21 protein-coding genes, 1 tRNA gene, 1 rRNA gene and 3 pseudogenes are annotated in these 23598 nt (G+C 61.8%); 11 read left to right on the top strand and 15 right to left on the bottom strand.

The annotated features are described in order from the left end of the window. Both LIX93_RS24880 and LIX93_RS24875 read left to right on the top strand, forming a co-directional pair. Positions 1-2463, top strand: a complete 2463-nt coding sequence (locus LIX93_RS24880; protein WP_226506729.1) for a TonB-dependent siderophore receptor — start codon at positions 1-3, stop codon at positions 2461-2463. A 91-nt stretch (positions 2464-2554) separates the two neighbouring features. Continuing rightward, positions 2555-2977 (top strand): NUDIX hydrolase, encoded by a 423-nt coding sequence (locus LIX93_RS24875; protein ID WP_226506728.1) that lies wholly within the window; start codon positions 2555-2557, stop codon positions 2975-2977. Between the two features lie 28 nt (positions 2978-3005). Here LIX93_RS24875 and LIX93_RS24870 read toward each other — a convergent pair. From LIX93_RS24870 to LIX93_RS24850, 5 genes and pseudogenes are all read right to left on the bottom strand, one after another. Then, positions 3006-3114, bottom strand: a pseudogene (locus LIX93_RS24870) (Fic family protein); the annotation flags it as partial. Positions 3115-3165: 51 nt separating this feature from the next. Further along, positions 3166-3510 (bottom strand): DUF2845 domain-containing protein, encoded by a 345-nt coding sequence (locus LIX93_RS24865; RefSeq protein WP_226506727.1) that lies wholly within the window; start codon positions 3508-3510, stop codon positions 3166-3168. 4 nt (positions 3511-3514) lie between these two features. Beyond that, entirely contained in the window at positions 3515-4732 is a 1218-nt protein-coding gene (locus LIX93_RS24860) for an MFS transporter (RefSeq protein WP_275948759.1), read from the bottom strand. Between the two features lie 217 nt (positions 4733-4949). Then, positions 4950-7007 carry a methyl-accepting chemotaxis protein gene (locus tag LIX93_RS24855; RefSeq protein WP_226506726.1) on the bottom strand — a complete coding sequence of 686 codons (2058 nt, stop codon included), beginning with the start codon at positions 7005-7007 and terminating at the stop codon, positions 4950-4952. A 167-nt stretch (positions 7008-7174) separates the two neighbouring features. Next, positions 7175-7351 (bottom strand): hypothetical protein, encoded by a 177-nt coding sequence (locus tag LIX93_RS24850; RefSeq protein ID WP_226506725.1) that lies wholly within the window; start codon positions 7349-7351, stop codon positions 7175-7177. A gap of 349 nt (positions 7352-7700) precedes the next feature. Between LIX93_RS24850 and LIX93_RS24845 the strand changes: the two genes are divergently transcribed. Then, positions 7701-8996, top strand: a complete 1296-nt coding sequence (locus tag LIX93_RS24845; protein ID WP_226506724.1) for an NCS2 family permease — start codon at positions 7701-7703, stop codon at positions 8994-8996. 112 nt (positions 8997-9108) lie between these two features. Beyond that, a tRNA-Met gene (locus LIX93_RS24840) sits at positions 9109-9185 on the top strand. 86 nt (positions 9186-9271) lie between these two features. Here LIX93_RS24840 and LIX93_RS24835 read toward each other — a convergent pair. The 3 genes and pseudogenes from LIX93_RS24835 to LIX93_RS24825 all read right to left on the bottom strand — a co-directional run. Continuing rightward, positions 9272-9496: pseudogene (locus LIX93_RS24835) on the bottom strand (addiction module antidote protein); the annotation flags it as partial. Continuing rightward, positions 9497-9600 (bottom strand): annotated as a pseudogene (locus tag LIX93_RS24830) (type II toxin-antitoxin system RelE/ParE family toxin); the annotation flags it as partial. Between the two features lie 6 nt (positions 9601-9606). Continuing rightward, positions 9607-9825, bottom strand: coding sequence for a hypothetical protein (locus tag LIX93_RS24825; protein ID WP_260524910.1), 219 nt, complete (start codon positions 9823-9825; stop codon positions 9607-9609). Between the two features lie 37 nt (positions 9826-9862). Here LIX93_RS24825 and LIX93_RS24820 point away from each other — a divergent pair, with 37 nt between their 5' ends. Together LIX93_RS24820 and acpA are read left to right on the top strand one after the other, a co-directional pair. Beyond that, entirely contained in the window at positions 9863-10192 is a 330-nt protein-coding gene (locus tag LIX93_RS24820) for a helix-turn-helix transcriptional regulator (RefSeq protein WP_226506723.1), read from the top strand. A gap of 102 nt (positions 10193-10294) precedes the next feature. Next, entirely contained in the window at positions 10295-12004 is a 1710-nt protein-coding gene (acpA, locus tag LIX93_RS24815; protein ID WP_226506722.1) for an acid phosphatase, read from the top strand. 206 nt (positions 12005-12210) lie between these two features. On the opposite strand, the gene LIX93_RS24810 is transcribed toward acpA, so the two are convergent. Beyond that, complete coding sequence (locus LIX93_RS24810) at positions 12211-12912, bottom strand: TerC family protein (RefSeq protein WP_226506721.1); 702 nt, start codon at positions 12910-12912, stop codon at positions 12211-12213. Positions 12913-13075: 163 nt separating this feature from the next. On the opposite strand from LIX93_RS24810, the gene LIX93_RS24805 reads away from it, so the two are divergent. Next, positions 13076-14014: a 2-hydroxyacid dehydrogenase gene (locus tag LIX93_RS24805; protein WP_226506720.1), complete on the top strand. Its 939-nt coding sequence runs from the start codon at positions 13076-13078 to the stop codon at positions 14012-14014. A 62-nt stretch (positions 14015-14076) separates the two neighbouring features. Here LIX93_RS24805 and sodC read toward each other — a convergent pair whose 3' ends face one another. Together sodC and can are read right to left on the bottom strand one after the other, a co-directional pair. Continuing rightward, positions 14077-14598 carry a superoxide dismutase family protein gene (gene sodC / locus LIX93_RS24800; protein WP_226506719.1) on the bottom strand — a complete coding sequence of 174 codons (522 nt, stop codon included), beginning with the start codon at positions 14596-14598 and terminating at the stop codon, positions 14077-14079. A gap of 192 nt (positions 14599-14790) precedes the next feature. Next, positions 14791-15429: a carbonate dehydratase gene (can, locus tag LIX93_RS24795; protein WP_226506718.1), complete on the bottom strand. Its 639-nt coding sequence runs from the start codon at positions 15427-15429 to the stop codon at positions 14791-14793. 141 nt (positions 15430-15570) lie between these two features. Here can and LIX93_RS24790 point away from each other — a divergent pair, with 141 nt between their 5' ends. Next, positions 15571-15975, top strand: a complete 405-nt coding sequence (locus LIX93_RS24790) for a serine kinase/phosphatase (RefSeq protein ID WP_226506717.1) — start codon at positions 15571-15573, stop codon at positions 15973-15975. A gap of 111 nt (positions 15976-16086) precedes the next feature. On the opposite strand, the gene rimI is transcribed toward LIX93_RS24790, so the two are convergent. After that, on the bottom strand, positions 16087-16539 hold the full coding sequence (gene rimI / locus LIX93_RS24785; RefSeq protein WP_226506716.1) for a ribosomal protein S18-alanine N-acetyltransferase: 453 nt from the start codon (positions 16537-16539) through the stop codon (positions 16087-16089). Next, positions 16532-17317 carry an energy transducer TonB gene (locus LIX93_RS24780; protein WP_226506715.1) on the bottom strand — a complete coding sequence of 262 codons (786 nt, stop codon included), beginning with the start codon at positions 17315-17317 and terminating at the stop codon, positions 16532-16534. Before LIX93_RS24780 ends, rimI begins: the two co-directional genes overlap by 8 nt. A gap of 178 nt (positions 17318-17495) precedes the next feature. Between LIX93_RS24780 and mksB the strand changes: the two genes are divergently transcribed. From mksB to mksF, 3 genes are read left to right on the top strand one after another with little or no spacing between them, the layout of a single operon-like run. Then, positions 17496-18800 carry an Mks condensin complex protein MksB gene (gene mksB / locus LIX93_RS24775; protein ID WP_226506714.1) on the top strand — a complete coding sequence of 435 codons (1305 nt, stop codon included), beginning with the start codon at positions 17496-17498 and terminating at the stop codon, positions 18798-18800. Continuing rightward, a complete protein-coding gene (mksE, locus tag LIX93_RS24770; RefSeq protein WP_226506713.1) occupies positions 18790-19503 on the top strand; it encodes an Mks condensin complex protein MksE in 714 nt (237 codons plus the stop codon). Before mksB ends, mksE begins: the two co-directional genes overlap by 11 nt. Further along, complete coding sequence (gene mksF / locus LIX93_RS24765) at positions 19500-22325, top strand: Mks condensin complex protein MksF (protein ID WP_226506712.1); 2826 nt, start codon at positions 19500-19502, stop codon at positions 22323-22325. The genes mksE and mksF overlap by 4 nt, the downstream gene beginning before the upstream one ends. Before the next feature lie 253 nt (positions 22326-22578). Here the strand turns inward: mksF and LIX93_RS24760 are convergent, their stop codons facing one another. Together LIX93_RS24760 and rrf are read right to left on the bottom strand one after the other, a co-directional pair. Next, positions 22579-23187, bottom strand: a complete 609-nt coding sequence (locus tag LIX93_RS24760) for a hypothetical protein (protein WP_226506711.1) — start codon at positions 23185-23187, stop codon at positions 22579-22581. Positions 23188-23473: 286 nt separating this feature from the next. Continuing rightward, positions 23474-23589, bottom strand: a 5S ribosomal RNA gene (gene rrf, locus LIX93_RS24755). Between the last annotated feature and the right edge of the window lie 9 nt (positions 23590-23598).

Below are 23598 nucleotides of genomic sequence, written 5' to 3'. Positions count from 1 at the left end.
ATGCCGCCGGTTCCCCTTTCGCTGTTCTCTATGCGCCCTGTCGCGCTGGCCATCGCCCTGGGCCTCACGGGTGCCAGTTGCGCGGTCCTCAGCCCTTTGGCTAACGCAGCCCAGGGCGCTGCCAGCTATAACATCCCGGCCGGCCCCCTGAGCACTCAGTTGAACCAGTTCGCCGCCCAGGCGGGCATCTACCTGGCCGGCAACGGCGCACTGACCAGCGGCAAGAACAGCCCGGCCCTGCAGGGTAACTACACGCCGCAGCAAGGCCTGGCGATCCTGCTCGAAGGCTCGGGGATCTGGGCCGTGGCCAAGGGCGATGGGCACTACGAACTGCAGCCGCGCCCGCGCAATGCCGGCGTCATCGACCTCGACGAAACCAACATCGAGGGGCGCGCCAACACTGGCGCCGCCAATGCCGACAATGACGTAGGTTTCGTCGCCCATCGCAGCTCCGCTGGCAGCAAAACCGACACCCCACTGATCGAAATCCCGCAGTCGCTCTCGGTCATCACCCGCCAGCAGATGGACACCCAGAACGTCCAGAGCGTGAGCCAGGCGCTGCGCTACGTACCCGGCGTGAAAACCGAAACCTACGGCGTCGACCCCAAGGGTTACGACTGGCTGTACATCCGCGGTTTCAATGCGCAAACCAGTAGCGATTACCGCGACGGCCTGCGCCAGCTCAGCAACAGCTACACCCTGTTCCGTAGCGAGCCGTACGACCTGGAGCGCATCGAAGTGGTACGCGGCCCCTCGTCGAGCCTGTTCGGCCAGGGCGATGCCGGCGGCATCATCAACCGCGTGAGCAAAATGCCCACCCCCGACGGTGTGCACGAAGTGGAAATAGGCTTCGGCAGCCACGACCGCACCCAGACCCGCTTTGACCTGGGCGACCGCATCGACGACGCCGGCACCCTGGCGTATCGCGTCGTGGGCGTGGCCCGCAAGAGCAACACGCAGTTCGAATACGACGACGGCCATGAAATCAAAGACGATCGCCTGTACATCGCACCGTCGCTGACTTGGGCACCGGACGACGACACCAGCCTGACCTTCCTGAGCGATTTCCTGCGTGACACCAGTGGCGGTACCGTCGCTGTGGATACGCCGAACTACGGCCACACCAGCTCGACCCTGTTGGGCGATCACTCTTTCAATCATTCTGACCAACAGCAGTTCAGCCTGGGCTATCAATTCCGTCACCGGCTCAACGACAACGTCGAGTTGCGTCAGAACCTGCGTTACGGTCAGGTCGATTTCATCCTCAACAACCTCTTGCCGCTCGGCACCCTGGGCAGTATCGCCCCGGCCCTGGCCAGCAGCCCGCAGGCCGGCTACTGGCTGCGAACGCCACGGCGCTTCGACGAACACCTCGATACCTTTACCGTCGACAACCAGGTGCAGTTCGATTTCGACACGGTGGGCATCGGCCATACCCTGGTCACGGGCATCGATTACGCCCACTTCGACTCAAACGTCAAACGCTATCAGGGCGCCTTGACCCTGAGTGCGACCCTGCCGTTTTTGCTCAACCCTGACAAGCCGGTCTACGGTCTGAACGTCGCCCGCCCCACCGCGCTGGCCGCTGATTACCATCAGACCCAGGATCAGGTCGGCTACTACCTGCAAGACCAGATCAAAGTCGGCGACCACTGGATCGTCACCGCCGGCGGGCGTTACGACGACGTGCGCTCGATGACCGACAACCACCTGAGCAGCACTGATACCACCGGCAAGGACCACGCGTTCACCGGCCGCCTGGGGCTGACCTACGTGACTGACTTCGGCCTGGCGCCGTACGTCAGCTACGCCGAGTCGTTCATCCCCAACAGCGGCACCGCCAGCAACGGCTCGACCTTCGAGGCCAGCCAAGCGCATCAGTGGGAAACCGGGCTCAAGTACCAACCTAACGACGCGGTCTTGTTGACCCTGGCCGCCTTCGACATCACCAAGACCAACGTGCTGACTCAGGAGCTGGTCAACGGCGTGATCACCGGGTTCAACCAGGCCACCGGCGAAGTTCGCTCGCGGGGTATCGAGGCCGAAGCCAAAGCGCGCCTCGGCGAGCACTGGGACCTGCTGGGCTCGTACACCTACACCGACGCCGAAATCACCCGCAGCAACAACGGCGACAAGGGCAACTCGCCAGCCAACGTGCCGCGCCACATGGCTTCGGGCTGGCTCAACTACACCTTCAAGGAAGGCCCGCTCAACGGCCTCAGCCTGGGCGGCGGCGTGCGCTATGTGGGCGAGCTGTACGGCGACAATACCCATGTCTACAAGGTTGACAGCTACACCCTGTTCGATGCCGGCGCCAGCTACCCGCTGACCAAAAAGGTGACGGTCGCGCTCAACGTCGAAAACCTCGCCAACAAGCACTATGTCGGGACCTGTGACGACATCAACAGCTGCTACCCGGGCGAAACCCGTACGGTGCTGGGGAGCGTACGTTACCGCTGGTAGGGGTGCGTCAGTGGCGGGTCCACGGCCTGCCAACCGCCGCCGAGAACATCCGTTTGCTACCCTGAACCTCAACTTTCAGGGAGCCACCGCCATGCCGATTCAAGCGAACTTCTCCGGTGCCAAGATCGCCCTGCTCTGCGACGGCCAGTTGCTGACCTATCTGCGTGACGACAAACCGAGCATCCCCTGGCCCGGCATGTGGGACCTGCCGGGCGGCGGCCGCGAGGGGGATGAAACCCCGCTGCAGACCGCAACCCGCGAAACCATGGAGGAGTTCACCCTGACACTGGATCCCGCGTGGGTGGTCAGCACGCGGGTCTATCCGGGCCAGGGGATGAACGGGCTGGATACCTGGTTTCTGGTGGCACAGGTGCCCGCTGGCACGTTCGAGCAGATCGTATTTGGTGATGAGGGGCAGCGCTGGGAGGTGATGCCGCTGGGCACGTTCCTGGCAATGGAGGGGGCTGTGGTGCACTTGCAGGAGCGGTTGCGCGAGTATTTGCAGGACCGCTAGATCAGCCTCCACGCTTTGGCTGGATGATCCGCCAGTGGCCAAGGATCAGCGTTTGCCACTGACGCCCCATGCGACCAATGCCATCCTCGAAGGGATGGATGAACTCTAACGCGTAGTGGAACACGCAGCTGGGCGATAGCGTGGCGAACGTCACTGTAAAGCAACCAGCGCCGCACGAGCGCGTCACCTCACTCCTGCGTAAACAGATTTTGCCCCGGCGCCTTGCGGCTCATCTCGATGCTCACCAAGCGCTCATCGACGAAGCGCAGGTACTGGTACGCGCCGCCATCCGGGCCGTAGACCCAGATGCTGATCTTCGCCGAGTTCCAATAGCCGTTATTGGTTTTTGGTCTGGCGACGGGCCCCTGGCTGTCCTGGCGCGCGGGTGGGCCGCACTTTTCCAGGACCTCGGCCATGGGCGTATCCTCGCTGACCAGCGCCGTGCCGCAGCGCATCGAGCCGGCATCGGCCTGCTGGGTGGTGAGCAGCATAGCCGCGGCCAGTATGCTCAGCACATCCTTGGCTTGTTGCAACCGATCACACTCCTTTGGTCGACGGCAACAGGATGGTCAAGATCCCGAACAGTGGCAGGAACGAGCACAGCTTGTACACGTACTCGATGCCGTGAATATCCGCAAAGTGCCCGAGCAGCGCGGCACCGATACCGCCAAAGCCGAACATCAGACCGAAGAACACCCCGGCGATCATGCCGACATTGCCGGGCACCAGCTCCTGGGCGAACACGACGATGGCCGAGAACGCCGAGGCGAGGATAAAGCCGATGATCATGCTGAGGATGCCGGTCCAGAACAGGTCGACATAGGGCAGCGCCAGGGTGAACGGCGCAACGCCCAGGATCGAGAACCAGATTACCGCCTTGCGGCCGATCTTGTCGCCGATGGGCCCGCCGAAGAAGGTCCCGGCCGCCACCGCCCCGAGGAACAGAAACAAGTGCAGCTGTGAACTGGCGACGCTCAGGTCGAACTTCTCGATCAGGTAGAAGGTGAAGTAGCTGGTGAAGCTGGCCATGTAGAAATACTTGGAGAACACCAGCAGCGCCAGCACCACCAGGGCGAAGGTCACGCGCTCTTTCGACAGACCGTGGGTCGCCTTGCCGCCGGCCTTGAGCTTGAACAGGCTCAGGTGGTGACGGTACCAGCGGCTCAGGCCGTAGAGCACGCCGATGGCGAACACGGCGAACAGCCCGAACCAGGCGACATGCCCTTGGCCGTAGGGGATGACGATGGCCGCCGCCAGCAATGGGCCGAACGCAGTGCCGGCGTTACCGCCGACCTGGAAGGTCGATTGCGCCAGGCCGAATCGGCCGCCCGAGGCCAGCCGCGCGATACGCGAAGTCTCCGGGTGAAAAGTTGACGAGCCGATACCCACCAGCGCTGAAGCCAGCAGGATCGCCGGGAAGGTGCCGACGAACGCCAGCATGAGAATGCCGATCAAGGTGCAGATACTGCCCAGCGGCAACAGCCACGGCTTGGGGTGGCGATCGGTGTAGTAGCCGACCCACGGCTGCAACAGCGAGGCGGTAAGCTGAAACGCCAGGGTGATCAGGCCGACCTGAGTGAAGCTCAAGCCGTAGTTGGCCTTGAGCATCGGATAGATCGACGGCAATACCGCCTGGATCAGGTCGTTGATCAAGTGCGCGAGGGCGCAAGCGCCGATCACGCGCATGACCAGCGGGCTGGCTTGGCTGGCCACCGAGGCGGTGGCCGAGGCTGGGGTGATGGGGCTGCTGGACATGACGGGGCATCCGAACACAAAAGGGGCACGCACTGCGCGGGTGCGACAATGTGCCATTTTGTGGCGGTGGGTGCCAAGTTTCATGGAGGCCATGCGGTGGGCTCGAGGGCGCCTTCGCGAGCACGCTTTGCTCCCACGGCTGGCGTCGTACGCATGTGGACGCAAGGGTCGCGTTCGGCGGCGAAGGGGCCCGGTCAGGCAACACGACTTCTAGCCGTTACACCAGATTGAAACGCGCCGTATTGCTGCTCAAGGCACGACTACCGCTGCTCAGTTGATCGGCCGCAGTGTTCACCGCACGCGCGCCTTCAAGCAGGCGAACAGCGGCCTGATCGACCTGCTGGATGTTGCTGCTGACCTCGTCGGCGACGTTGGCTTGCTCCTCCACCGCCGTGGCGATCTGCGCCAGGGTATCGGTCACGCTCTGCACAGCGCTGGCGATCGCCCCCAGACTTTCGCCCAGGCCGGTCACTGCCGCGGCATCGGACTGCGCCTGGCCGCAGGCACTCTCCATCAAGTCCACAGCCTGCTGGACGGTGTTGCGCAAGCTGTCCACGGTGCCGGCGATCTGCGCGGTAGAGGCCTGGGTACGCTGCGACAGACTGCGCACTTCGTCGGCAACGACGGCGAAACCACGTCCTTGCTCACCGGCACGGGCAGCCTCGATCGCGGCGTTGAGCGCCAGCAGGTTGGTCTGCTCGGCGATGCCGCGGATGGTATCGACCACCGACTGGATCTGCTGGCCTTGCTCACTCACCCGGCCCAGCGCCGAGGCGGTCTCGCCCAGACGCAGGTTGAGTTGTTGAATACTGGCCGTGGTGCGCTGGCTGTCGCGGCTGCTGTCCTCGGCAATCTGGCGGGTATGCTGGGCGCTGCCCGAAGCCTGCTCGCAACTCCTGGCCACGCCTTGGGAGGTGGCCGCCAGCTGTGTGGCGGCGGTAGCGATCTGACTGATCTGCAACTGCTGCGCCTCGACGTCCACCAAGGTACCGCTGGAGTGATCGCCCAAGGTTCGCACCGCACCGCTGAGCTGCGAGGTCTCATGATCGACCCCGCGCAAGCTGGTGCGCAGTTGCACCACGGCGACGTTGAGGGCGGTGCTGATGGCGGCCAGTTCATCGCGACCGCTCACGGCCACTTGCACGCACAGATTGCCGTCACGCAACGACTCGGCCAGGGTGGTAATGCCCCGCGCGCTCAGGCGAATCGACGCCTGCAGGCAAGCAAACAGGTACAACGCCAGCAACAGCATCACCGCGAAGCTTGCTGCGATGGGCAGGAATTGATTGACCGTCTGGTCGTGATAGAAGCCCAGGCGACTGTCCAGCGAGACCAGCGATTGGCGGCGCAGTGCCGACAGATCAGCCAACAGGCCGTCCATGCTCTGCTCGAACTCCCCGGCCCCCAGCTTCAATTCGCCAGAGAACAAGCCATCGTCCAGGCGCTTGAGCTCGGCATCAAGGCGCTGCAGCGTCTTGTCGTACTGGTTGGCCCACGCGGCAAAACCCGGCGGCAGGCGACCTTGCAGCGAGGTACCGGCCTTGACCATCGCCTCGCGAGAATCGCCGATACGGTTGCGCAGGTCGCGCATCTGCAAACGGCTCTGCAGGCTGAACTGCCCGGCCACCACTGACGCTTCGCCAACACTGGCAGTACGCCCGACACGTTCGATCAAGTCCGGGATCTGTTGCGTCGACAGCTGCATCAACAGATACGTTTCCATCCACGGGTCGAGAATCAGGCCGCTGTCCATGCCCACCTGGTCGCGTACGCTCTGCAAGGCCGCCGAGGCGTTGGTAAAGCGTTCGTAACCGTCTGGCCACCAACCGATGCTGCGCAGGCTGTCGAGGTCGAGGCCGGCGGTAGCGGCTTTGAGTTTCTCGAAACGACCGAGTGCGTCGCCAGTCGCGCCGCTGTTCTTCAGGGCTTGGCCCAACTCGGTTACTGCAGCCTGCAGCGCCGGGCTGGCGGCGCTGAGTGCGTTCATCGCCTGCTGCGCCTGGGCGGTGGGGTTATGGAGAATGTCCACAGCCTTCCAGCGTGCCGCACGATTGCGCTGGGCGATCAGTTGATCGTCCAGGGATTCGAGCGCCAGCAGTTGTCCGGCCCCTGTTCGTTCACTGGCAATGACGCCGAGCCGCGAGCGATAGTCCTGCCCCAGCAACCACAAACTACCAGCCAAAGGCAGCATGAACAGCAGAAACAGCAGCTGGAACTTGCGCGCGAACTGGAACCGCCCGAGCAGGCGAATGCCGGGGGATAGAAGGGTGTGCATGTCCGAATTCTCCACTGGACCAAAAGCGATCGCACTCACTGATCTAGCAAAGTGCCATCAACGCACTGCAAGATTCACTCCGCAGCACTACCCATCTATCGGCAGGTGCCGCCACGAATTGAGCGCGGCACCTTATCCAGCCAGCACGTCGGGCGTGGCCCGGTAAGTCAGGCATCAGGATGAATCGTGAAAAACCCTCTGAACGCGTCGAAGCTGAACTGCCCAGACCAAACCGAATGGTCAGGATGGAAGGTGAGCGCTTCGCCAACAGCTCGATTCGGAACATCCAGACGCACCAGATGGTTGTTCTCATCAACACCCTTGTAAGAGAGGGGAATGATCATCATCTGCCCAAAACGGCGACCCGGTGACCTCTCGGATCTGATAGGGAGCGAGTCTCCAGCGCACCTCAATGAACAGGTTGGCGCACGTTATGCCCCTTTAGGGGGCGGAGAATGGGTGCTTGCCCAAGGGCTTTGTTTTGGACACCGTGCTGACTATCAATTTTTTTTGACCTCACGGTCAGATAGTTGGCCGAACGCAGGCTTGCCGGGCCAGCGGGCAATACACTTTCATCCATAAATCGCCCGCACTGGCCCGCTTCCTGCTTTAGCACGGCGACCTTTAAGTTAACCACCCGGTCAACTTTTATCAGCCTAACTTCGGTGCCTCAGAGCACCCCCGGGGAGCCCCATGCTGGATACGCTGTTCAAACTCAAGGCGCATGACACCACGGTGCGCACAGAAATCCTGGCGGGCGTGACCACGTTCCTGGCCATGGCCTACATCCTCTTCGTCAACCCGAGCATCCTTGGCGAGACCGGCATGGACAAGGGTGCGGTGTTCGTCGCCACCTGCCTGGCCGCTGCTATCGGCTCGGCAATCATGGGCATCATTGCCAACTACCCGATCGCTTTGGCGCCGGGCATGGGCCTCAACGCCTTCTTTACCTACACCGTGGTCCTGCACATGGGCCATACCTGGCAGGTGGCGCTGGGGGCGGTGTTCATCTCGGCGGTGTGCTTCTTCTTGCTGTCGATCTTTCGTATCCGCGAGTGGATCGTCAACAGCATCCCGCTGCCGCTGCGCTCGGGGATTGCCGCCGGCATTGGTTTGTTTCTGGCATTGATCGGCATGCATGAGGCCGGGATCGTGGTCGGCAACCCGGCGACCATGGTCGGGATCGGTGACCTCAGGGCGCCTGGGCCGGTGCTGGCGATTCTGGGTTTCTTCCTGATCGTCGGTCTTGAGGCACTCAAGGTCCGTGGCGCGGTGCTGATCGGCATTCTGGCGGTGACCATCGTCTCGATCGTCGGGGGCTTCAGCCCATTCGGCGGCATCATTTCCGCACCACCGTCACTGCTGCCTACCTTCCTGCAACTGGATATCAAGGGCGCGCTGAATATCGGTCTGGTGAGCGTGATCTTCGCCTTCCTGTTCGTCGACCTGTTCGACAACTCCGGCACCCTCATCGGCGTGGCCAAGCGCGCCGGCCTGATGGACAAGAACGGCCATATGCCGAAGATGGGCCGCGCCCTGATCGCCGACAGCACCGCGGCCATGGCCGGCTCGCTGCTGGGCACATCGACCACCACCAGCTATATCGAATCGGCAGCAGGCGTGAGCGCCGGTGGCCGTACCGGGCTGACCGCGGTGGTGGTAGCGATCCTGTTCCTGCTGGCACTGTTCTTCGCCCCGCTGGCGGGCAGCGTTCCGGCTTACGCCACCGCGCCGGCGCTGTTGTTCGTGGCGGTGCTGATGTGCTCCGGCCTGGCCGAGATCAATTGGGATGACATTACCGAAGCCGCACCCGTCGTGGTCACCGCGCTGGCGATGCCGTTCACCTACTCGATCGCCAACGGCATCGCCTTCGGCTTCATCGCCTGGACCGCTATCAAGCTCATCTCCGGCCGTGGCCGCGAGCTCAATGCGGCGCTGGTGATTCTGTCGATCCTGTTCGTGATCAAGTTGGGCTGGTTCAATGCGTAAGACTGGAGGCCATTGGCATAGCAATCAAGGGGTTAGGTTTGGGCGGGACTGAAAATAATTTTGCACTGACGCTTGACACCTTCTCCATCCAGGGGAATAATGCGCGCCACTTGGCTACATAGCTCAGTTGGTTAGAGCATAGCATTCATAATGCTGGGGTCCGGGGTTCAAGTCCCTGTGTAGCCACCAAGTACTAAAAAGGGCTTACCGCAAGGTAGGCCCTTTTTTTTCGTCCTCGATAAAAGGTGAATCCTACCCACTTGTAGGCAATCGTCCTATCCCACCTGAATGGGCACGAGCTCAGCGTGAAGTCTTACGCCAAGCGCCGCCATGACTTTCATGATCGTCGCCAGACCAGGGTTTCCATCTACAGAGAGTGCCTTGTAAAGCCCCTCGCGGGGAAGGCCTTTATCGCGTGCCAGTTGCGCCACTCCACGGGCCCGGGCAATGTCGCCCAAAGCAGCAGTCAGCAATGCAGGATCGTTTTCTTCGAGGCAGGCACCAGTCAGAAGGATGATCAGTTCATACCTCGCTGGACGAAATAAATCCGATAGCCTGGGCCGTAATCAATCCGCAATTCGGATACACCTTCCCCTACCGGCTTGCACCCTCAGCCCTTACCTCGACTCGCCGTGTATTGCGCGTAGGCACTGTCGGCAAGCTGGCGCAACGCCTTGCCGATATTGGCGTAGTCATATTCATTGAGGTTGGCCAGCGAGATACGCCCACCCGGTTTCTTGGTGCCAAAGCCACTGGCGGGCAGCATCACAATGCCCGTTTCGTCGGCGATTCTGAACAGCAAGGTGTTAGGGTCGACATTGTCATGCACCCAGCGTGCAAAGGCTTCGCCATAGAGGGTGAGAAAAATGATTCTCGAGTCGTTGAGCGAAGGAATTCCAAGCCTCGAAGACCTGGCGAAAAAACTGTGCGTGAGCAAACGCACGTTGCAACGACTACTGCACAAGGACGGCCAACCTTATAAAGATCTGGTCAATGAAACACGCCGCAGCCAGACAGAATTCCATTTGGGCAATAGCCAGTGCACATTGCAGGAAGCCGCGTACCACGTTGGCTTTCGCGAGCTGAGCAGTTTTTATCGCGCGTGCCATCATTGGTTTGGCATGACGCCAGGCCAGTACCGGCTGCTGTTGAAGAGCAAGGCTCTGCAGCAGAAGGCTGTCCTGGGGGGGCGGTAGTGAGTTTCTCCAGTCAACGGCAGCATTGTCGCCTGATTGTCACATTCCGTTGTTAGCGTCCCGGCGAAACATTTTTTGTTACCTCAGCCGGGACGCCCGCCAATGAGCAACGATCAAGACGACAACAAAGACAAATCCAACGCCACCGATGCCCTGCCCGACAGCAGCCGCCGTCGCTTCCTCGGTGGCGTAGCCGTGCTCGGCGCAGGCGCCGCCCTCAGCGCTACCGCCCAGGCCGCCGACAAGGCCCACCCGGATGGCCCAGGCCATGCTCTGAGCGCTACCGAACTGGACAAGGCGCTGCAAGAGCACGTCAAGACGGTGGTGGTGATTTACGCCGAGAACCGCAGTTTCAACAACCTCTTCGCCGATTTCCCCGGCTTGCACCAACCGCTCGCCAAGGCCAGGCCCGACCACCTGCAGCAGAAGGACCGCGACGGCAGCGCCCTGCCCCATCTGCCACCGAGCTGGGGCGGTGTGCTGCAATTGGGCCCGCAGACCATCGAAGGCATCACTTACGCCGCCGGCACCCAGTATCAGGAAAACCTGCCCAACGTGCCCTACGCGCTCAAGGGGCCGAACGGTGAGCCCTTGCCGATGAGCCTGGTGACCCGCGACCTCTGGCATGTGTTCTACCAGAACCAGATGCAGATCAACGGTGGCAAGAACGACATGTTCGCCGCCTGGGCCGATTCCGGCGGCCTGACCATGGGCTACTACTCCCAGAGCGCGTATGCCCTCTACCTGTGGAACCTGGCGCAGGAGTTCGTGCTGTGCGACAACTTCTTCCAGGGCGCCTTCGGTGGCTCGTTCCTCAACCATCAGTACCTGATCGCCGCGCGGCCGCCGTTCTACCCCGACGTGAAGAACTCCCCGGCCAAAAGCCAGATCGCCACCTTGATGAGCGACGACCCGGCCGACCCGCGCCTCAAGCCCACGGACAAGTCACCCGCCAGCGCGCTGGAAGGTGCTCCACTCTTCGGCCCTAGCGCCCTGACCCCGGATGGCTACGGCGTCAATACCATGAGCCCGCCGTACTGGCCGACTCAGGTCCGCGATGCGGAGCATCCTGAACAGGCCAAGCCGGGCCAGGCAAACGTCATGGTGCCCCAGACCCACGAGCACATCGGCGACAAGCTGAACAAAAAACACATCGACTGGGCCTGGTACGCCGGCGCCTGGCAGGTCACCCTGGACCAGTTCAAGGATTCGGACGGCATCCCCAAGATTCCTAACTTCCAGTACCACCACCAGCCGTTCAACTACTTCGAGAAACTCGGCCCGCAACACGCTGAAGAGCGCGCCCGGCGCCTGCGCGATGGCGGCCTGGGCGATGACCAGAGCACCAACCGCTTCCTCGCCGACGCCGCTGCCGGCAAGCTGCCTGCGGTGACGTTCTACAAGCCCCAGGGCAACCTCAACATGCATGCAGGGTATGCCGACATCACCTCGGGCGACCGCCATATCAACCATATCGTGCGGACCCTGCAGGCCAGCCCGCAATGGTCGAACATGGTGGTGGTGATCACCGTGGACGAGAACGGCGGCTGGCATGACCATGTGGCGCCGCCCAAGGGCGACCGCTGGGGCCCGGGCACGCGGATTCCGGCCGTGGTGGTATCGCCCTTCGCGCGCAAGGGCACGGTGGATCACACCGTGTACGACACGGCGTCGATTCTGCGTTTGATTACCCGGGTGTTCCGCCTGGAGAAACTCGATGGCCTCAAGCAGCGGGACGAGGCCATGACCGCCCGCGGCCAGGCGCCGATGGGCGACCTGACCAACGCGTTGCGCTTCAAGGGCCAGGCGTAACGGCAGCGAGCGGGCGCTGAACGCTGCGCGGGCAGAGCTCGCTCCCACAGGCACGCGGCGTGTCTGCCGACTGTGGGAGAGTCTATGGTTTTGGGCGATTAGTACCGGCCCCTTCGCAGGCAAGCCTTGCTCCCACAATGGTGCGGTATACGTCTGCGGGAGCACTGTCAGGTTCGCTGCCTGAAGCAAAAGCCCGCTCTTGGCGCTTACAGCGTGCCTGGCTCGGCCTCTTGCCTGGCCGCATGGCGCTTGCTCAGCCAGGCACCCACCGCCAGCACCAGCGCAGCACCCAGCACGCTCGCAATGTAATGCACCCACACTGCCGGCCACGGCAACCAGGGCGCCACGGCGGTGTCTGCCACCAGCATGCCGCCAGCGATCCAGCCGATCAGTCCGCCACCGAACTGGATCACCGACGGGAAGCGCTCCATCAGCGTCAGCACCAGGCGGCTGCCCAGCACGATCAGCGGAATACTGATCAGCACCCCGGCCGAAACCAGCCAGATATTACCTTGCCCCGCGCCTGCCACGGCCAACACGTTGTCCAGCGACATCACCGCATCGGCGACGATAATGGTCTTGATCGCGGTGATCAGCCGCACGCCGCCGTCGATCTCGGGATCGTCATCATGGGACGACAGCAACTTGATCCCTACCCACAGCAGCATCAGCGCGCCGACTACCTTCAAGTACGGTAGCGCCAGCAATTCCATCGCGAAAAACAGCAGCACCACGCGCAACACGATGGCGCCCGCCATACCGCCCCAGATCGCCTTGCGACGTTGATGAAGGGGCAGCTTGCGGCAGGCCATGGCGATCACCACGGCGTTGTCACCGCCCAGCAGAATGTCGATCGCGAGGATCTGTAGGAGGGCTGTCCAGATGCCCGGGTCGGTAAGCCATGTCATGTGATTGCCTTTTACTGACGGTCTATGGATCGCTGCAAGGTGCAGATTGAATACGACCGACAAGGTTACCGGATTACGCCACTCGATATCGCGCCGGTGGAAGCAATCCTGCCCAATGGTTAAGTTGCTATGATCAGCGTTTTTCATACAAGAGAGCGGTGATATGAGTGCAACGGTTCTGGTGCTGGTTGAGACCATCGGCGACTATCTGCCTCTGCTGGAGGCCGCCGGTTTTCGCCTGATCGTCGCGCCGACCCCGCAAACCCGCGCCGACGCGGTGCGTGAACATGCCGAGCAGATCACTGCGGTGCTGACCCGCGGGCCCCTGGGGTTGCGCGCCGACGAGATCGACGCCCTGCACAAGCTGGAAATCATCACCGTGATCGGCGCCGGCTACGAGCAGGTCGATCTGGCGGCAGCACAGCGTCGCGGCATTGTCGTGACCAACGGTGCCGGCGTGAATGCTTCGTCGGTGGCTGACCACGCCCTGGCGCTGCTGCTGGCCAGCGTACGCAACGTGCCGCAGCTCGATGCGCTGGTACGCCGCAGTGGCTGGACCCGTGAAATGCGGCCGTCCCTCGCGGGTAAACGCTTGGGCGTGTTGGGTCTGGGGGCGGTGGGTATGGCCATCGCCAAGCGCTGCGCTTTGGGTTTCGACATGCAGGTCAGCTACCACAATCGACGCCCGCGTCTGGATGTTGGCTATCAGTACTGCGCCACGGTGCTGGAGCTCGCGGCGCACTGTGATTTTCTCGTGGTCGCCACCCCCGGTGGCAGTGGCACCGAGCATCTGGTCGGCAGTGCCGAGCTGCAAGCCCTGGGCCGCGACGGCTTTATCGTCAACATCGCGCGGGCCAGCGTGATTGATACCGCAGCATTATTGCAGGCCTTGCAGAGCGGCCAGATCGCCGGTGCCGGCCTCGACGTGTTCGATGATGAACCGCGCGTTCCGGATGCGTTCAAGACGCTGGACAACGTGGTGCTCACCCCGCACGTGGCCGGGCTGTCGCCCGATGCGGTGGAGGCAACGGTGGTCATGGTGATCGAGAATCTGCGGGCGTACTTTGCCGGGTTGCCGGTGCTGACGCCTGTCGGTGCGTGAGGCGGCAGATTTGTGGCGCGGCATATGACCCATTCGCAGGCCATATGCCTTGTTTCAGAGCCTCAAATCACCCCACAGGCCATGCGCGCACCGCCACCACCCAGTGGCGCCGGCATATCGGCGTGGTTATCACCACCGGCGTGCACCATCAGGGCATGGCCGGTCACTTCAGAGAGTGTCTTCAGGCGTGGCGCCAATACCGGATAGCTGGCCGTGCCATCAGCGTTGACGTAGATCGCCGGCAAGTCGCCCAAGTGGCCCGCACCGTAAGGGCCCAAGTGCTTGCCGGTCTTGTCCGGATCGAAGTGCCCGCCCGCGGCCCCTGCCGCGACGACTTTGCCGTCGGTGGTGGCCGAAGCGCAGCTGCCGTTCTGGTGCACGTGGAAACCATGGATGCCAGGCGGCAGAGACTTGAGCTGCGGCGTGAACAACAGGCCGTACTGGGTTTCCTCGATCTTCACCAGGCCAATCGGCTGCGGCGCACCCTCGGCGCTGACCAGATTGATCTCGACTTCCTTGCTTGCCGCTTGGACGCTGCCAATCGACAGCGCTGCCATGAGCGCTAACCAGCCATAGGGTTTCATCCTGCCTCCATGTACGTATTGTTCGAAAAGAAAGGGTAGCTCAATGCACGTGCATGGCTACCCTGTCTATCAACGCATGAAGGCTTGCATAGTTGAATGAAATAACCCTTCAGACTGTTACAAGACTTTTTTACGGAGCTATTTTGCCGAGCTATTTTGCCGAGCAATTTTTACGAGCTGTCTTGCGAGCGATCAGTCCAGCGCCCGCAGACGATACTGCGGCGGCAACTGCTCGAAGCCGCTGATGGTGGCGTTCAGGCTCTTCCAGCGGCCGTCCTTGATGCCATAGATGCAGCCATGGATCGACAGGCTCTGACCACGATGCCAGGCATTCTGGACGATGCTGGTGTGACCGACGTTGGCGACCTGCTGGATGACGTTCAACTCGCACAGGCGGTCGACCTGCTCTTCTTCAGTCGCCAGCTGTGCCAGCTCGTTGCGTTTTTCGTAGTACAGATCGCGGATCGAGCGCAGCCAGCCGTCGATCAGGCCCAACTGGCGATCCTGCATGGACGCGCGCACACCGCCGCAGCCGTAGTGGCCGGTGACCAGGATGTGTTTGACCTTGAGCACGTCGACCGCGTACTGGATGACCGACAGGCAGTTGAGGTCGGTGTGCAGCACGACGTTGGCGACATTGCGGTGCACGAACAGATCGCCGGGCAGCATGCCGACGATTTCGTTGGCAGGCACGCGCGCGTCGCTGCAGCCGATCCACAGGTACTCGGGGGTTTGCTGACGTGCCAGTTTGGCGAAGAATTCGGGATCTTCCTGCTTGATCGCCTCGGCCCAGCGCGCGTTGTTATCAATCAGTTCTTGTAGATCGTTCATGTTCAAGCCTCAAGTACGGTGCACAGCCTTTGACTCGGCCCAGTGCCACGAGGTCACGCCAAATGTCATCGGTGAATGATTTTGAATCCTCACCGCGCCCTTGGGTCAACCTTATTAAGGCCCCGAACTGGAGGAAATACCATGACTGAATCACAACGCCCTTTCGGCGCTACACAGCCGGAACCTATTGATGACAATGAAGACCGCATGGGCTCCATGGAGGAGCTGGATTTCAACGCGGACGAACCCACCGGCAAGATCGGTGACACCATTGCGGAACGTGAGCTACGCCAGGAGCTGCCGCTGTCGCGTGAACGGGATGCTGGCTTGACCGGGGCGTCTACAGACGACCACGAGCCGACCGATGATGATATGAGCCCCGAGACCCTGATCCACGAGGACGGCGCGCGTTCGCCCAACGAGATCGGCGTGGGCGGCCCGGACGACGAGGACCTTAGTATCGTTGACGAAGACGAGATCGGTGGCGGCAACGGCCTGGATGAAGCAGAGCTGGCGGAGCGCGATCCAGTGGACGGCAATCGCTGAGTCGCGAAGCTTTATGTGGGAGCGAGCTCTGCTCGCGAAGGGGCCAGCCGAGGACCGTCTAAAGCGCTTCGGCGCCGGACGCGCAAGCCCGCTCCCACGACGGCCAAAGGGTTATTCGAACAGCGTGCAGGCCATGACCAAGGCGTCCTCGCGGCCGCCTACAGCAGGGTAGTAATCGCGCCGGCGACCGATCTCGTTGAAGCCAAAGCGCTCGTACAGGCGATAGGCCGACTGATTGCTGGAGCGCACTTCCAGAAAGCACTCTCGGCCATTGGTTTCATAGGCCCGGGCCATCAAGTGCTCGAGCAGGCGCAAGCCCAGACCACGCCCCTGACTTTCAGGCTTGACGGTGATATTGAGCAGGTGGGCCTCATCGATGATCACATTGATGACGCCATGCCCCACTTGCTGCGCGCCCTCGAACATCAGCCAGATCTCGTAGGACTTGAGCCCATCGGTGAAGATGCCGCGGGTCCAGGGGTGACTGTAGGCGGCAAATTCGATCTTCAGTACAGCATCCATATCCGCCTCGGTCATCCGGCGAAAACTCACGGCATCACTCATCACGGTTCTTCCAGCGCACCATCAGCCGGCGCATGGCTTGCCAGACGCCAGCCTTGCGCGCGGGCTCTTCCATCAATAATTCGAGACCCGGCAGGGCCCAGGCGACGCCGAGGCCTTCAACCTGCAGCTCGCGATCGTAACTTTCGGCATTGGCCTCGCCAGCAAAACGTACCGCTGGCAGGCCGATCAGCCACAGGCACACACACGGCTGCTGCTCCATCTGCATGGCGACCACCCCTTGCACGAAATCCCGCGCGGCATCCGGGCCCTGATCCAGGTTGCCTCTGGCCAGCAACGGCCAGCGCACTGGCTCGCCGAGAATCTGCGGGCTGTCTGACAGACCGGCCGCGCGGAGCATGTCCTTGAGCAGCAGATAGGCCGGATCGCGGCTCTGCAACGGCTCGCCAGTGGGCAGTTCGACCAGCAACAGGCAAGGGCCGGAACGCAGCAACTGCAGGGCAAAGCGCGGCGGCGGCACGGCGATGGACTTGGCCAACACGGGGGCCTCAGCCGGCTCGTCCAAGGGCTTGCTGCCTGGGCGCGGAGTCGGCGAGGGTCGTGGCACCTCGATTTTCGGCCGTTCGACGACTCGGGGCTGCTCGACGGCAGGTGCGGCCACTGGCCTGGCGATTACCGCCACGGGCGCCTCGATGAGCGCAGCCGGCACCTCGAGCAGCTCCAGCCTGGAGGGCGCGGCGAACGGCAATTCGGTGCGCGGCAGCCAGTGCACCACCTGCATGGCGTCCAGATAAGCGCGGCGACGGGACTCGTTTAGCAAGGGCCGACCATCAGTGAAGGGTTAAAGGCGGCAATTCTACCGCTGTTCGCTGATCACTGCCGCAGTCGAGCGAGAAAAACCCGACATATGCCCATGTTGCTCGATCAGGGGCTCAAACGCGGTCCTCTCGATGCAGTACAATCCCCCCCTTTTTATCTGGCAACGAGTCGGCCATCCCATGATCGAACCCAAGCGCGTCCTGCGCGCCCTCGCCGAACACTGGGCCTTGCTCGAGCCGCTGTGCGAACACTTCGACCAAGGCACCCTGAGCCTGAGCGAACTGCGCCAGCAGCTCGGCGCCCAGCAAATCGACAGCACCGCGCAGGACATTACCGCCCTGCTGGACGTATGGATCCGCCTGGATATTCTGGTGCCGGTGGCCAAGAGCCCCAATCGCTTCGAACTGAATGCCCAGATCCATGACTTTCTCGCCTACCTGCGCCGCGAGCACCGGCTGGGGCTGTGCCTCGAAATCGAAGCCTACCTGCGCCACCTCGAGCGCCTGGCCGAGCATATCCAGCAGGCCTTCGATATCCGCGACGGCAACGACCTGGCCCGCCAGCTGCGGCTGCTCGACATGCGCGTGCGCGACGTCCTGAAAAAACTCGCCAACGACGAACAGGCACTGGTATCGGTGGCCGAACGCGCCAAGACCAGCGACCGCCAGATCCCCCTGCGCCAGCGCTACGCCGAAGTACTGGCGACCTGGGACGAATATGTCGAGCCGATGATCAATCTGGTCAACGCTGATGGCGCCTTCGAGCAAGGCGTGCGCAAGGTCGAGAACGTCCTCCTGCGCTTGCTCGGCGAGCAGCAGCGCCTCGGCCATCTGGTCGACGACGACATGCTCCTGCGTACCCACGCGCGCATTCTCGAGATGCAGACCAGCGCCCAGTTGACCCTGCGCCACGCGCGCGAGCTGCTCCTGCCGTTGCGCGAAGAAGCTCGCCGGCACAATGCCGTGACTCGTGGCGCCGCGCTGGCGTTGGCCGCGATCCGCCGTAAAGGCATCGACGCCGTGCCGCAGGCCGCCATGCCGATGTTCACTCGCCCGCAAAGCACCTTTCTGGGCAGTGCCAGTCAGGTCGAGGCCTATGTGTACGCGTTGGCCCGCTTCGAGCCCAAGCCGGCGCAATTCCCCCGGGCGCACAAGGTGGCCAAAAGCGGCGAGCCAACGCGGGCACCGCGCACGGTCAAGGAGATGCTCGATCGCTGCGAAGACGCCCTGCCCTTGCCCGACCTGATGGTCTGGCTGCTGGAGCAGGAGCCCACCGGCGCCACCGACGAATTGCTCTACTGGTTCTCGCGTCTGTCGCGTGACAAGCGCTTTTCCCGTCAGCGCCTCGAGCGCCAGGACTACTCGACCCGCGAGCATCGGGTCAGCCTGCAATCCTTCGCTTTGCTGAACAGTGCCGATGCGACACCTGGCACCGTATCCGAACCCTCAGAGCAACCCTCTGCGAGTACCCCACATGCATCTTGATCTCTCTGAACTGTCCCAGCTGGCGCCGATTTTTCGCGAGCTGTTCAAAGGCTTCCACATCAGCCGCCGCGACCCGGAGCTGTATACCCAACTGTCCAACCACCAGGACGCTTACCGCGCTCTGTTCAAGGCGCTGGGTTTCGAACTGGTATGCGACACCCGCGGCTTCTATTACTTTGTCCCCGATCAGGCCGCGGCGCAGGTCAACAAGACCGCCCAGCGCCTGTCGTTGTTTACCTTCATCCTGGTCGAGCACCTGGCCGATCAGGGCCGCGATCCGATCGCCGTGCTCGACGGAGGCAGCCTTGGCCGCGACGAACTGCCGTCCTTGCTGGACAAGTACCGCGACCTGTTCATCCAGGCCGAGGTGCAGACCCAGGACGAGCTTGAAGAAAAGATCATGCGCCGCATGACACAGCTCGGCTTCGCCAGTGAAGACAACGGTATCTACCGCTTCCTGCCGCCGATGCATCGCTTCCTCGACGTCTGCCTGTCGGTGCAGCAAGACCGCGATCTGGCGGCCAGCCTGCACAGTCATCTGCCCTTGCCGACGCCGGTGCTGATCGACGAAGACAGCGACGAGAAGCTGCTGCAGACCGACGATCCACTGGACCTCGCCCCCTTCGTCGAAGATGAAGAAGAATCCGAGGAAGCGGCACTCGCCCGTGCCATTGCTCAAGAGCAAAAGGAGATGGACGCATGAGCCAGGAACGCTACGGCATTCGCCGCTTCGCACTGCTCAACACCGCCGGCTACAGCCTCGGCCTGTTCCCGCTGGAACACCCGCTGTCGGTGTACGGTGCCAACAACCTGGGCAAGAGTGCCTCAATCAATGCGCTGCAGTTTCCGATCCTGGCGCGCATGTCGGACATGAGTTTCGGCAAATACAGCCTCGAACAATCGCGACGCTTTTATTTCGCCACCGATACCAGCTACATCCTCTGCGAAGTCTCGCTGCCCCACGGCCCGCATGTGATCGGCGTGGTCGGGCGTGGCCCCGGCGGCGGCTTCGGTCACCAGTTTTTCGCCTATGCCGGCGAGCTCGATCTGGCCCACTACCAGAAGAACGACACCTGCCTGCGGCAGAAAGAACTGTTCACCAATCTTGAGCAGCAGGGCCTCAAGGCTTATGAGCTCAAGCCCGATGAACTGCGCCGGCTGCTGGTAGGCGGGCATACGTCGATTCCGCTGGACTTGACCCTGATCCCGCTGCGCTCCACCAGCGAGCAGAGTCTGAAGACCTTCCGCGCGCTGTTCATCAACCTGCTGCACATGCGCGAGATCACTGCCGCCAAACTCAAGCAGCTGTTCCTCGATGCCTTCGAGCACAGCCTGCGCTCGGGCAGCGTCGATTACATCGCGGCCTGCGAAGAAGCCTTCCGCGATGTGCGCCGCATGGAGCAGGACTACAACTCCCTGGTCGCGGCCGGCCCGCTGGTCGAGGCGCTGGCCAATGGCGTGAATCAGCGCGATCTGTTGCGCGGTAAGCTGCATCGCTTGTCGCCGCTGCTCGACAATCTCCTCGGCACCTGGCAGGACTACGCCGGCGTGCGCAAGGAGGAGCTGGTCATCCAGGCCGAGCATTACCGCAGCGAACAGGATTCGCTGCAAAACGATCAACGCAGCGGCACTCAGGAGCTGATGCGCCTCGAACGCGAAATCACTGGCGTGCAACGCTGGCTGGGCGAACTGTCGGTGCTCAAGCATCGCTTCGCCTTGGTCACCGACGTGAAAGTGCTGGAGCAGCAATTGCTCGCCGCCAAGGACGCCCACGACGAACTCGCCGGCGCCTTGGCGCAGTCTCGCCAGTTCAGCGCCGAAGACCTCGAAGAGCGTCTGCGTGATCTGGAGAAACGCCTGAAGTCGGTGAAGCAGCAGCTCGATCATGCCGACAACAACAGCTATGCGCGCCTGCGCGAAGAGTTCTCGCAGCCGGATGTCGAGCGCCTGATGCGCCTGTTCAACAGCGCGCTGTTCAGCTTGCCGTTGGGCGAGCAAGGCATTGCGCTGGACGACAACGACGCCTGGGTCAAATCGCTGGAGGCCATCCTCGATGGCTTCAAGGGTGAGCGCTTCGAGGTGCCGGGGATCTCCATCGACCTGTCGCACATCGAGCCTCCGGCCCTGCAGGCGCTGGCCGACCGCGCCGCACTGCGCGACCAGAAGGAGCGCTTGGACAAGGAGCTCAAACAGCTCAAGACCCAGCAGGCCGTGGCCGCCGACCGTGCCGCGAGCAAAACCCAGACCGAAGCCCTGTATCAACAAGTGCTGGATGCGCAAAAGGCCCTTGAAGACTACCGCCGCTCGCAGACCTTGAGCGCCGAGGAAGACGACAAGCTCGAACAGCTGGCACAGATGGAGGCAGCGCAGGATGAGCTCAAACGCTCCAGCGACGCATTCACCGAGCGCGTCCAGCAACTCTCCGCCAAGCTGCAACTGATCGGCCGGCAGATCGCCGATATGGAAGCCAAACAGCGCACCCTCGACGATGCACTGCGACGCCGTCAGCTGCTACCGGCGGATCTGCCGTTCGGCACACCATTCATGGATCCGGTCGACGACTCCATGGACAACCTGCTGCCGCTGCTCAACGACTATCAGGACAGCTGGCAAGGCTTGCTGCGGGTCGATGGTCAGATCGAGGCGTTGTACGCTCAGGTACGGCTCAAGGGTGTCGCCAAGTTCGACAGCGAAGACGACATGGAGCGGCGCCTGCAATTGCTCATCAACGCCTATGGTCATCGCACTGAAGAAGCCTTGACGCTGGGCAAGGCGCGTCGCGCGGCGGTCACCGACATCGCACGCACCTTGCGCAATATCCGTAGCGACTATGACAGCCTCGAACATCAACTGGCGCTGTTCAACCGCGAGATCAACAAGCGTCAGGTCTCCAACCTGCAGAGTTTCCGCATCGTGCTCGCGCCGAACAAAGAGGCGCTTAAACATATCGATCAGATTATCCACAGCGCCGGTCAGTACGAGGAAGGCGAAACCCTGTCGGTGTTCGATCTGAGCCAGAGTGCCGAGCAGGACAACAAGAACGAAGAGGCCAAGGAGTATCTGGCCCGCCTGGTAGCGGCGAACCACAACCAGCTGGGCCTGAAAGATCTGTTCGAGCTGGCGTTCGAGATCACCAAGGTCAACGGCCAGCCGGTGATTCATACCGATATCGACGGTGCAGCCTCCAACGGCACGACCATGACCATCAAGGCGCTGACCAACATGTATCTGTTGCTGCACCTGATGGACCGCGAACAGGCCGGCAAGATTCGCCTGCCGTATTACCTGGATGAAGCGGCGGATATCGATGAGCGCAACCAGGCCGCGCTGCTGGAGACCAGCTTGCAGCTGGGCTTCGTCCCTATCCTCGCATCGGTGAAGCCACAGGTGTCGGCGCGGGTGGCGATCGATCTCGAGGGCGGTAGCGGGCCGAACGGCATCTATATCGACGAGTCGGACTGGAAGTACATTCGTCGTCATGACGAAGTCGCCAGGAAGCCTGTGCGAGACGAAGAGCCAGTCTGACGTCACTGAGATAGCGACGCCGATAGCCACTCGCAATGGGTGGCTATCGGCAGGATGTGATAACCGAAGTAGATTAGTCGGGGTCGTCGATCCCTTGCCGCTATGCGAGGTCTCGCCTCCCCACAGCGACATTTCCGTAAAGACATCCGCCAGATAACGTTTTCTATTGGTGCAGGTGTCGGGCCCCGCATGCAAGCCCCCATCCAGATGAGCGAGACGCTGTCGTCACCGGGCGTTCAGCCGGCAAACGAGATCACCAAGGACACAGGCCGGCATCGTCCGTGATATTGATCGTGAACCGGGTGTCATGACCTGCCTGATCATTCAGGTAAGGGAAGTACTCTTCCATTTTCCTGCGTACAGGCTTTCCAGCGGGGCTGATAAGCGTGACGTTCGAGAGGGAAGCCCCGTGCTTGATATCATCCCAAGGATCCACATTCTTCAGTTCCCAGAGAGGCCCATCTGCATTGGCCAATTGTGGGGCACTGTCTTTGTAGACCGCCAGATAACCGTTGCGGCTCGTGTCCAGCGTATAGAACTGGAAGGGATTATCGACCTGTAGATCGTCGAACACGGTGAGCTTGTAGCGGTAGCGGTAACTGTCATGACCTTCGCAGTAATAGCATGCGAACCAGAACCTCAGCCCTATCAGGCGGCCGGACACCATATCCACCCCAAGGCCGACAGGCTTTGGCCCTGAATAGGTATCCCCGACGCTCGCATATATCCACCCATCGTCTATGGCGGTGGGTGCTTTCTCGATATACGTAGCACTTAGCCCATGAACGGCGGGTTTCCCATCCTGCATTTCCCAATGCAGTGTCCCATGGAAACTCAATTCGGGTTTGTAGGCGATGAACATTGAACTCTCCCTGTTCGTTCTATTTGAGCCAGAGAGATTAATATTAATGAGAGATCCAACACAGCCAGAAATGCTTCACCCTGCACTGAGATGTTTAGCAGGCCTGGCTCCTTCGTGGACAAGCCTTACTCCAACAGGGGTTATGACGCAGGTGCTGTGCATACGGTGGGAGCAAGGCTTGCCCGCGAAGCTGTTGATCTTGACTTTGACTTTGACTTTGACTTTGCCAAGCCCCAGAAAGACAAAACCCCCACCTGCCTTCGCAGATGGGGGTTTCGGAATTCAATCTTGACGATGACCTACTCTCACATGGGGAAACCCCACACTACCATCGGCGATGCATCGTTTCACTACTGAGTTCGGGATGGGATCAGGTGGTTCCAATGCTCTATGGTCGTCAAGAAATTCTGT

This window comes from Pseudomonas sp. MWU16-30317 (genome assembly GCF_020515695.1).
GTDB lineage: Bacteria > Pseudomonadota > Gammaproteobacteria > Pseudomonadales > Pseudomonadaceae > Aquipseudomonas.
This window is presented reverse-complemented; position numbering and strand designations above follow the sequence as displayed.